General features: G+C 29.8%; 8 protein-coding genes and 1 riboswitch. Of the genes, 5 read left to right on the top strand and 3 right to left on the bottom strand.

Features of this window, described 5'->3' with window-relative positions:
* The first annotated feature begins 43 nt into the window (after positions 1–43).
* The 5 genes from R4K56_RS07325 (at position 44) to R4K56_RS07305 (ending at position 6,378) form a co-directional block, all read left to right on the top strand.
* Positions 44–1,150 carry a hypothetical protein gene (locus R4K56_RS07325; RefSeq protein ID WP_335772282.1) on the top strand — a complete coding sequence of 369 codons (1,107 nt, stop codon included), beginning with the start codon at positions 44–46 and terminating at the stop codon, positions 1,148–1,150.
* A 158-nt stretch (positions 1,151–1,308) separates the two neighbouring features.
* On the top strand, positions 1,309–2,205 hold the full coding sequence (locus R4K56_RS07320) for a DUF4261 domain-containing protein (protein WP_335772281.1): 897 nt from the start codon (positions 1,309–1,311) through the stop codon (positions 2,203–2,205).
* 193 nt (positions 2,206–2,398) lie between these two features.
* Positions 2,399–2,899 carry an NADH-quinone oxidoreductase subunit NuoE family protein gene (locus R4K56_RS07315; protein WP_297296873.1) on the top strand — a complete coding sequence of 167 codons (501 nt, stop codon included), beginning with the start codon at positions 2,399–2,401 and terminating at the stop codon, positions 2,897–2,899.
* Positions 2,900–2,911: 12 nt separating this feature from the next.
* Entirely contained in the window at positions 2,912–4,600 is a 1,689-nt protein-coding gene (locus R4K56_RS07310; RefSeq protein ID WP_335772280.1) for a NuoF family protein, read from the top strand.
* A 29-nt stretch (positions 4,601–4,629) separates the two neighbouring features.
* On the top strand, positions 4,630–6,378 hold the full coding sequence (locus R4K56_RS07305; protein ID WP_335760852.1) for an NADH-dependent [FeFe] hydrogenase, group A6: 1,749 nt from the start codon (positions 4,630–4,632) through the stop codon (positions 6,376–6,378).
* 95 nt (positions 6,379–6,473) lie between these two features.
* On the opposite strand, the gene R4K56_RS07300 is transcribed toward R4K56_RS07305, so the two are convergent.
* The 3 genes from R4K56_RS07300 to R4K56_RS07290 form a co-directional block, all read right to left on the bottom strand.
* Complete coding sequence (locus R4K56_RS07300; RefSeq protein ID WP_335772293.1) at positions 6,474–7,415, bottom strand: flavodoxin family protein; 942 nt, start codon at positions 7,413–7,415, stop codon at positions 6,474–6,476.
* Between the two features lie 627 nt (positions 7,416–8,042).
* Complete coding sequence (locus R4K56_RS07295; protein WP_335772279.1) at positions 8,043–9,650, bottom strand: peptide ABC transporter substrate-binding protein; 1,608 nt, start codon at positions 9,648–9,650, stop codon at positions 8,043–8,045.
* A gap of 168 nt (positions 9,651–9,818) precedes the next feature.
* Positions 9,819–9,934, bottom strand: a riboswitch (TPP riboswitch).
* 481 nt (positions 9,935–10,415) lie between these two features.
* The gene (locus tag R4K56_RS07290; RefSeq protein ID WP_335772278.1) at positions 10,416–11,483 is read right to left on the bottom strand and encodes a hypothetical protein; all 1,068 of its coding nucleotides are present in this window, start codon (positions 11,481–11,483) and stop codon (positions 10,416–10,418) included.
* Positions 11,484–11,822 lie beyond the last annotated feature (339 nt).

Genomic DNA, 11,822 nt, shown 5'->3' with positions numbered 1-11,822 from the left:
TTTTATTCAATAAAAATTATTCAATAATAATTAGAGGCTTATTATGAAACCGTTCATTAAATTTTTTATTATATCTTTTATAATAATATCTTTTAACTTATATTCTGCTGTAACTGTAGACTTTAGATTATTTACAAGTTCTTATGCATATAATGCAGAAAATACTTTATGGCAGGATACAAGAACAACATTAACATATTTTGAAAACTTTACAGAAGGAGCTTTCGATATAAAATTCAATGATCTTATTACTTTGAGAGTTGGAGCTTCAGTATTTTTCCCATTTACATTTGAATTTCCTCAAGGTATACGAGTATTTCCTATAGTAACTACACAATTATCAAATGAATATATATCTTTAAGAATAGGTACAATGACAGGCGGACATAATTTACCATCTCCAATAAGAGACCCTTTAATGGATATGACTCCAGTTGTTCGTGCTACACCTGATAATACATTAATAGCAAAAGGCCCTGAAGAATATAAATATAATGACCCTTTTACTCATGGTTATTATGAATATGGTGCTTCTTTTGAATGGTTTAAAGGCGGTAAAGGTGAAGTATATATGAATTGGCAAATACAGCATAATGCAAAACATAGAGAAAGATTTGATGTAGGTGTTACTTATGCTATGGATTTTGTTCATGATATAGCAACACCTTATGCAGCTGTTCACTATTGGCATAATGGAGGACATGAATACCCATTTGTACCAGGAACACCAGCTATTACTGAAAACTATGTAGGTGCTATAGGTCTTAATAGTTATTATTTAACTATACTTTATATGGCTTCTTATAATTTAGCAGACAGAGACAATGAGCCTGGAGTATTTGGACATGGTATTTTCTTGAGAGGAACAATACCTGTTAAAACTTGGTTTGAAATAGAACCTATAATATTTGTTTCTGGCTGGTATATAAATAAAAATCATAAATTTATAAGTGTTGAAGGTGATCCTTTCTATAGAGTGCCTTTCTATTTCGGACTTAATATAAAGAAAGACTTTGTATTTGATAATGGAATAGTTTTGGGACTTGGTTTTGTTAATGGATTATTCCTTAATGAAAAAAATCAAATAGGTATAAGATACGATCAAACATTGCAATTTGACTTTACATATTTAGTTCCTGTAAAAAAATAATAAATTGCTTTTATTGTAAAATATAGTAATATACTGAAAAAAGATTTGTAATTAATAAAGTAATTAAGTATTATTTAATATTTATAAAATGATATTAAATGAAACAATTATAACACAAAAATAATTTCAGTATATTCTATATTATAGGAGTAAGAATTATGAAAGATAAAAAAGAAGTTAATCCAAATCCTAATCATAAAAGCACAAATCATGATGAAGCTAATTTTTCTCATGTATATTTTTATAAACTATTATTTGAAGAAAAACCTACTTTACCTAATATAGAATTAGTTAAACAAAAGATTAGAAAATTTTATGATGATATTGATGTAGTATCATCTGATAATGGAATTTACAGTATTGCTATTAATGAATTAAAAGTAAAGTATCAAGATGAAAAAGAAGTGCCAGCTCAAATACTTATGCCTGATGCAATGGAATTTGATTATACTTCTATAAGTGATTATTATTACAGTCAAATGTGGGATATAAAAGAGCCAAAAGAATTAATAAAAAATTGCAATTATGAAATAATGCTTAGTGATTTTATGGCAGCAGGACTTGATTATAAAGAAAGAACAACATTGCTTAATAATTGGCTTTATATATCATTACAGCTTTTTAATAATTGTGTAGCAGTTTATAATGAACAAAGCGGAAAACTTTTACTTCCTGAGCAAATATTAAATAATAATTATCCTAAAGATTTTAGATTTTTACTTTCAGGTGTTAATATAAGACTTTTCAATGTACAAGATTCTAAAGATGTTATAGTTGATACTTTAGGAATGTATGCTATAGGTTTGCCGGATATACAATACCATTTTCATGATTTAAATGTTAATGAAATTATATCGCATGCGTTAAATATTGCTGCATATATATTTGATAAAGGCGACATAATAAAAAGCGGCGATACTATACAAAGTATATTTGAAAATGTTCAATGGAAATGTCAATATGAGAAATCTTTACTTAAACCCCATAGAGAAATTTTGGATATTAATACATTAGAATACGCTTCTGGTAAAAGAGAAGAAAACAAAACAAACTAATTTATAAAAAATAATTATACAGTTTATTTACCAAATAATGAACATTATTTCATTAATAAAAAATCAAAAATAATTATATTTCTTAATATAAAAATTATAAATTTATTGAATTTGGAATCATTTTTTCCTATACTAAAACCATACAGTTTACATAAAAATTTATATCGTATAAATATAAGAATGGAGGTAAATAATGAGTGAAGATGTTTCTTTATTAACAGAAGAAGAAATAGCTGATGAAATAAAAGAATTGGTTGATAATTGGAAAGATGCTGAAGGAAATCTTATAATGATTTTCCATGGAATTCAAAAGCATTATGGCTATGTACCTAGAAATGTCGCTAAATATGTATCCGAAAAAATTAATATCCCGCTTGCAAGGATATACGAAATTCTCACATTTTATAATTATTTCACAATGGAGCCGCCAGCAGAGAATAATATATCTGTTTGTATGGGTACTGCTTGCTATTTGAAAGGCGGCGGACAATTAGTAGAAGAAGTAAAAAGAAAACTTAACCTTAAAGGAGATCAAAAATATTCTGCTGACAGGAAATACAAACTTGAAGAAGTAAGATGTATAGGCTGCTGCGGTTTAGCTCCAGTTATTACATTTAATGGAGAAGTTTCCGGAAGGGTTGTTGTTGATGATATCGCTAAGTTCATCAATAATAGTGAAGATAAAAAAGAGTAATGGAGTCAAAAAATGGTTGAAAAATTGGATAGACAAAAATTAGAAGAACATAGGCTTAATAAAGCTAAAGAAATAGGTTTAAGAAAAGGTATTAATAAAGATTCATCATACAAATATCATATACTTGTATGCGGCGGTACTGCATGTGAATCAAATAAAAGTGATGAAATAGTAAGACTTTTAAGAGAGTATGCTGAGAAAAATGGTATTTCAGATCAAGTACTTGTTGTAAAAACAGGCTGTTTTGGTTTTTGCAGTCAGGGTCCAGTTGTAAAAATTATGCCTGGAAGAGTTTTCTATACTCATGTTCAGCCTGAACATGCTAAAGATATAATAGAAAAACATGTTATGAAAGATGAGTTGTTATTAAGAATACTTTATAAAGAGCAAAGAGAACATAGAGATTTTTCAAAAGAAATTAATTTTTATCAAAAACAAAGAAGAATTGTATTAAAAAACTGCGGTATGATAGACCCGGAAAATATTGATGAATATATAGGCAATGATGGTTATAAAGCTTTATCTAAAGTATTATTTGAAATGACTCCAGATGATGTTATTAAAGAAATGAAGATATCAGGACTTAGAGGACGCGGAGGAGCAGGATTCCCTACTTGGAAAAAATGGAGCTTCACAAAAGATGTACAATCTGAACAGAAATATATAGTATGCAATGCTGATGAAGGCGACCCTGGTGCTTATATGGATAGAAGTATACTTGAAGGAGATCCTCATTCTGTAATAGAGGCTATGACTATTGCAGGATATACAATAGGAGCAAGCAAAGGTTATTTGTATATAAGAGCAGAATACGGACTTGCAGTTGAAAGAGTAAAAATAGCTTTGAAACAGGCTTATGAATATGGATTATTAGGTGAAAAAATATTAGGAAGCGATTTCTCATTTGATTTGGATATAAGACTTGGTGCCGGTGCTTTTGTATGCGGTGAAGAAACTGCACTTTTAGCTTCTATAGAAGGAAACAGAGGTACACCAAGACCAAGACCTCCTTTCCCTGCTATAAAAGGTTTATTTGAACATCCTACAGTTATAAATAACGTAGAGACTTTCGCTAATATTACAGCTATTATCAACAATGGTGCTGAATGGTTTGCATCTATTGGCACAGAAAATTCAAAAGGTACTAAGGTATTCGCTTTAACTGGAAATATTAATGTTTCAGGACTTGTTGAAGTGCCTATGGGAACAACTATAAGAGAGATAGTATTCGATATAGGAGGCGGTATACCTAATGATAAATTCGTAAAAGGTGTTCAAACTGGAGGCCCTTCCGGAGGTATAATACCTGAATCATTATTTGGTACTCACATAGACTTTGATAATTTAGTTCAATTAGGTTCTATGATGGGGTCAGGCGGTATGATAGTTATTGATGAAGATAATAATATGGTTGATTTTGCTAAATTCTATCTTGGTTTCTGTGTTGATGAAAGCTGCGGTAAATGTGTTCCTTGCAGAGTCGGCGGTATGCAAATGCTAAAAATATTAGAAAAGTTTACTAAAAAAAGAGCCAAAGAAGAGGATATACAAAAATTAAAAGACATTGCTTTAACAATGAAAAAAGCTTCATTATGTGCTTTAGGTTCAACAGCAGCAAATCCTGTAATGTCTACACTTAAACATTTTGAAGAAGAATACAGAGCTGGCATATTTACTCCGCCTGTTCCTAAAAAGAATTAATGAGAGTAAATTTAAGGAGTGTATAAATTATGGTTAAAATAAAAATAAATGGAAAAGAAATAGAAGTAGAAGAAGGTCTTACTATATTAAAAGCAGCTAAAAAGTTAGGCATCAAAATTCCTTCATTATGCTATCACCCTGATATTCCTCCAACATCTGCATGCGGAATATGTGTTGTAAAATTAGCTAATCAAGGAAATAAATATGTCAGATCATGTTCTATGATTGTAGAAGAAGGAATGGATATCATCACTCATGATGCAGAAATTAATACTGTAAGAAAAGGGGTATTAGAATTAGTATTATCAGCACACCCTAATGATTGTTTGAACTGTATAAGAAACGGAGAATGCGAACTTCAAGTTGCTGCTGCTGATTTTGGTGTTAGAAATTCTAAATATGATAATATAAAACAAAATCACCCTAGAGATGAATCTGCAGGAAGTATAGTGCTTAATCCTGAAAAATGTATTAAATGCGGAAGATGTGTTGTAGTTTGTCAGCAAATGCAAAATGTACATGCTTTAGGATTTGTAAATAGAGGATTTGAAACTTATTTTGCTCCTAGTGCAGTATCATTAAAAGATTCTCCTTGTGTAGACTGCGGACAATGTGCTGCTCACTGCCCAGTGGCTGCTATATATGAAAAAGACCAAACTAAAGAAGTTGAAGACGCTATAGACGATGCTGATACTTATGTTACAGTTCAAATGGCTCCTGCAGTAAGAGTTGCTTTAGGAGAATATTTCGGATTAAAGCCAGGCGATAATATTACAGGAAAAATTTATGCTGCTATGCGTTTGATTGGATTTAATGCAATATTTGATACTAATTTTGGTGCTGATTTGACTATTATGGAAGAAGCTAATGAATTTGTTAAAAGATTTACAGAAAGCAACGGCACTGCTTGTATGACTACATCTTGCTGTCCTGCCTGGGTAAAATATGCAGAAGAATATTATCCAGATTTACTTGATAATATTTCAACAGCTAAATCACCTCATATGATGTTGGCACCTATGACTAAAACATATTATTCAGATAAAGCTCATGTGGATCCTTTCAGCATATTCAATGTATCTATTATGCCTTGTACAGCTAAGAAGAATGAGATTAGAAAAAATGAATCTATGTATTCAAGCGGATATAAAGATGTTGATGTTGTTCTTACTACTAGAGAGTTTGCAAGAATGATTAAACACTATGGTATAGATTTGGCAGGAATAGAACCTGAAGAAGCTGACAGCATATTAGGAGAATATACCGGAGCTGGTACTATATTCGGTGCTACCGGCGGAGTTATGGAGGCTGCTTTAAGAACTGCTTACAATATTATAGCAGGTACTAATCTTGAAAATGTTGATTTTGAAGAAGTGAGAGGATTGGAAGGAGTAAAAAGAGCTACTGTAAAAGTATTGGATAAAGAAGTAAAAATAGCTGTTGTTAATGGACTTCATAATGTTGATCCTGTAATGCAGGAAATTAGAGCTGCTAAAGAAAAAGGCGAAAATCCTCCTTATCATTTTGTAGAAGTTATGGCTTGTCCTGGCGGCTGTGTTGGAGGAGGCGGTCAGCCTTATGGGCCTACTAATGAAGTTAGAACAGAAAGAGCTAAAGGCTTATATGATGAGGATAAAAAAGTTACAAAACATAGATGCTCTCATGAAAATGAAAATGTGAAAAAACTTTATGATGAGTTTTTAGGAAAACCTCTTGGTGAAAGATCTCATCACTTCTTACATACTAATTATGAGGCTAATGATAAATATACAAAATAATTTGTAAACCTAATATAAGTTATAAAAAAGCACTATGATAATAGAAATACATTATCATAGTGCTGTTTTTTATTTATAAAAAGTTTTATTAACGGCTATTTTATAGTTTCGAATTTCATCTCTCTAAATTTTTTATATTCATCTTCTATTTCATGTTTTCTTGACATAAAATTATCTCTTGTATGAATTATTTCTTGTAAATGTACTGCCCTAGCTTCATTGATATTTCTGTCTCTTATAAGTCCGTTTTCTGCAAGTACGAATTTATATTTTCCATCTTCTCCTTTTAGCAAATCACCGCCTGCACCGCAAACTGCACATTCAAAATTAAATTTTACTCCGTCCCAATGTTCTTCGCCTGGATATATTAAAGAAGAATGACATCTAGGACATAAACCTAAATTAGGATCTCCAAGCCATTTTCTTTCTTCAACTGGTGTATTTATAGCCTCAACAATATTTTTACCCATTTGATATGCTCTGTCCAAATAATCTTTATGAAGTAAAACATTTCCTGGTCTTCCCACACTTTCAGCTAAATACATATCTACAACAGTCATAGATTGAGTAAACATTGTAGCAGCCAAACCTTCTAAAGACATTGTCTGCCAATCATGTTTTGATCCTCCAACTCCAATAAGTCCTGCAACTGTATGAGGATCTTCTTTTACTTGTCCTATTTGAAGTCTGAATGACAATTCATAGGCTAAAAATCTTTGAGCAAATGATAAATACAAAGATGAAGGTAGTAAGTCATAAGTAGGGCAGCCTATTATTATGCCATGACATTCATTCATAACATTTACTATTTTATCCATATCATCTTTTTCTTTGTAAATACAGCCCTTATATTCTCCGCCTTCTTTGAATATTTTTCCCATAGCTATAGTACAAGATTCACAACCGGAACAAGGTTTTATATTATAATCAAATAGATTAATAAGTATTGCCTCTGCTCCTGCATCTTTAACTGCTGTTAAAGCTTGTTTTACTAATATTTCGCTGTTTCCATTATGTCTGCCAGCCTTCGTATTTATTTTTTGTAAATGATATTATCGAAGTTTATCGGAAATCTTATACTAAAAAAAATATATAAGTCCTACCTTATTTTAGATTATATAGCATACAATATATTAAAAAAATGTCAATATAAAAAAGTGAATACTTGATATCGGTATTATCAAGTATTCACTTTGATGATATAAGAATATGAATTTTTTATATGAAATAATTTTATATTATTTATTTTTTGTTTTATACTTTTCTATTATATCTTTTTAAATACATAATTTTTATAATATATACCTAAACAACTATATTTTGTCAAAAATAAAATTATAGTTTCTTTTTTATATCTGGGGCTTTGCCCACCACTCTGCGTACTTCGTAACACCCCAGTTCTTTTACGACCGAAGGAAGTACTGTAAGTATTGGTATAAAAGAACCTATATCCTCGACAGGCTCGGATACGCTTCGCGAAAGACTGCATTTTTGACCTAAAACTAGGGTATTACACTATATTTAATGTATATTCTTAAAATATAAAGTTCTAGCAATTGCGTTTTCGCGAAGCGTGCCGTAGGCAGCAACTTTTTTGTGCGGCAAAAAAGTTGATAATTCTATATAAAGTGCATCGGTTGACAAACTTAAAAATTTTCAGTATATCATTCTTCTATATATGCATAGTTAAATTTATATCTTCCCAAAGGCTCATCAATATAATTTTTTAATTTAGGATTCACTATCAAGAAATCAGTTCTATATATAAAAGGTATAATAGGAACTTCATCAAAAAGTATTGATTCAGCTTCTTTCAAAGCCTCCATTCTTTTTTGTGCATTTGTTGCAGTTGTAGCAAACTCTATTAAAGAATCATATCTAGCATTAGAAAATCCTCCGTAATTTATATCGCTGTAGCTAGTCATAATTTGAAGCATTGTAAGCGGGTCATTATAATCGCCAGTCCAGCTTGTTCTAGCCATTTGGTAATTTCCTGATTCTCTGAAAGGCAAAGTAATTTTTGATTCTTCTGTTCTAACCATTACATCAATATTAAGAGTATTTTTCCACATTTGCTGAATTGCTTCCAAAACTGTAGTATAAAAACCAGATGAAACTTTTACTTCAAGTATAGGGAAATTTTCACCATTAGGGTATCCTGCTTCAGCTAATAATCTTTTCGCTTCTTCTACATTATTACTATAATTGTTTGCTATTATATAATTACTGCTTTCTTCTCTGAAAGATTTTTCAAGTCCCTTTACTACAGGCGGAACGAATGCTTCTGCAGCTATTAGTTTTCCGTATCCTATATTTGATACTATGTAATTTCTGTCTATTGCAAGAGATAATGCTTTTCTTACTCTTTTATCTGATAATGTTTTATCTTTATTATTTAAATCCAAATAATAAACTCCTATAATATCGCTTACAGCCATTAAATTATCTTTTATTAAATTTTCTATTTCACCAATAGGAGGGGCATTTATAGAAAAATCAACATCTCCTGTTCTAACTGCATTAAGTGATATATATTCATCAGCTATCAAAACAAAATTAATTTTTTTAGCTACTTGATTAGTATAATTCCAATAATTAGTATTTATTTCAAAAGCTAATAATTCATCTGGCTTTCTTTCTACCATTTTGTATGCACCGTTACCAATATAAGTTTCAGACTTCCAAGTCCAATCATCACCGTATTTTTCTATTATATCTTTTCTTACCGGCATATAAACTCCTCCGGAAGCTAATATATCAGTAAAGTATAGGGTAGGTGCTTCAAGTTCTATTGTAAGAGTATTTTCATCTATAGCATTTACTCCAAGATTTTCTACTGGCTGTTTTCCTCTTATTATATCTTTAGCATTTTTTATATATTCCATTAAATAACTTATAGGTGATGCAGTTTTCGGATCAACTGCTCTTCTATAAGAATATACAAAATCATCTGCAGTAACTTTTTTTCCATCGCTCCATTTGGCGTTATCTCTTAAATGAAATGTATATGTAAGGCTGTCATCGCTTATTTCCCATTTGTCGGCAACACCTCCTACAATGTTTCCGTTTATATCTTTATCAAGAAGTCCTTCAAAAGCATGATTGATATAAATAAATCCATAAGTTTCATCATTTAAAGCTGGGTCTATAGTATTAAGTTCATATCCTAAATTCACAGTAATTTCATCTTTGATATTTTTTATTTCTTTTTTACAAGATATAATTAATATAAACAAAAATAATAGAACAATAAATTTTAGTTTTGAAGTCATAAAAAGCTCCTTAAATTATTAAATATAAAAGCGAGATTTTTATAACGCCGTTTGTCTTGTTTTATTGAATTGTATTTTAGTCTTGTTTATTTATTTTAGATTAAGATATTTAATAAAACAAGACCAACTTTAGAAAAGGTCTCATTTTATTAAATGTATAAATAAAAAATAATAAAAGAGATAATTCCCTACGCTGGCATTACCCAAACAGGTTATAAGGGTCGAAGTTTTATAAAATTATACAAACTTCCTCTCAGCCTTTTCAAGCTCCCCAAGTTGAAAAAATGATATAATATATTTTATTTTTTTCAATAATAAATTATTATTTTTTATTATTGCTAATAAAAATTGTTCGCTCTAAGGCTCTGTCAAGTAAACTTGCCAGAGGCTCACAATTTTTATAATTAGATTTACAATATTTAAAAATTATTATTTTTTATTATTGTTATGCTCGTCTACGCCTACAATAAGCTAGTGAGTAAACTCACTAGCTGGCTACGACTCGCTTTTTATATTTTAATTCTAATATTTAAAAATTATTATTATTTATTATTGTTATGCTTATCTACGAAGTCCGCTTTTCTATGTCGCCTAAATAATATTATCAATAAAATTTATATAATGATATTGTTAAGTTTTAAAGCGATAATAAAAATTATTTGCTCTATATTGTGTATAACTTAAAAGGCTATGCCAAATAAACTTTCAAACTCTACAATTTTTATAGCTAGCTTTATAGTTTTATTTATCAAAATGGTATTTAAACTATATTATATATGATTCTACCGGTTCATCAGGCAATAAATATGTTTCAGGATTTTTCATCATCATTTGAAGCATATCAGCTTGTGCCTTATAATACATAGATTCATAATAATCACCATTACGATAGTAATTACGATGATACATCATTAATTCATTTATTACTTGATTATATATAGTATAATTTTGTATTCTTGATTTAATTGCAGTATAATCAACTAATTGTATTATTTTATTATTAATATTAAAGAGCATAGTATCTTTTCCAGAATGCCATATTATAGATTTTTCATCATAATTTATAGGTGTTAATAAACTCCAATCACTTTCTTTAGCATATCTAGGATCAACATCTGTAACCATAAATAGATTTTTGCCAGCATTTTTTACATGTTCAGGTTTTATTACAAAGTCGGTTTCTCCTCTATCAAAAGCTGCTTTTATTTCATTTATAGGAGGGATAGGTAGAAAGTATCTGTAAAAATCGTATGTTACCATATAAGTATTATAAGTTTGATAATATACCTTATTGTAATATTCTACCCAGTTAGGAGGCGTAGGAGTTTTATCTCTTTTTTTAACTACTTCTAAATCTCCATAGAAATCATCTATATATGAGTCAATATCTTTAGGAGTTTCTCCTATAAATTTTTGCCAATCTATAAAATTTTCTGTAACCCATTTATCATCATTTTTTATTGATGTTAGAGTCCATACATTATTAACCTTTTGATACATATATTGCTTTCCATTTTCCAAATAAAATTTTCCATCATTATATTTAGCCTCAAAATCAGAAACATTTCCCCAAGGAGTTTTTCCTACTTCCTCCCAATTATTTGGATCGGACATATCTTTATCTCTATGTATTCTATAATATTTGTCTTTGCTTACAGTATAATCAGGTAAAATTCTTGAGCCATCTGGATTTTCTTCATAAAATGTTTCTCTAAGATCATATAAATAAATATAATCACCTACTAATGCCATTTTTAAACTTTCTAATCCAAATCTTCCTTGCCAGCTTTTTGGTTTAGAACTGTCTAATTGTGTAGGTGAAGGAAGATTCATATATGTATGATATTGACCATATTTCTGCCAATTTAATAAGTCAGTAGCTTTATAATAAATATCTGAATATATTAATTCCTTATAATATACTAAAAATTTTAGAGTTTGTCATTTTTTTAGTCAACTTTTTCCCGCCGCAAAAAGTTGCAAAAAGTGCAAGGATAGAATTAGTACTAAATCATACTAAAATTGTTTTACATGTAATATAAACTATTAATTTAAGCTAAAATATAGCCCTTCGCAAAGCGTATCCGAGTTTATCGAGGATATAGGCTTCTTTGTGGCAACACCACAGGCACTCCTTTCAGTCGCAAAAGAAGTGGGGTATGGGGCAAAGCC

The sequence above is a fragment of the Brachyspira pulli genome (genome assembly GCF_036997785.1).
Classification (GTDB): Bacteria; Spirochaetota; Brachyspiria; order Brachyspirales; family Brachyspiraceae; genus Brachyspira; species Brachyspira pulli.
The sequence above is the reverse complement of the archived record's forward strand: the minus strand, read 5'-3'. Positions and strand labels throughout refer to the sequence as shown.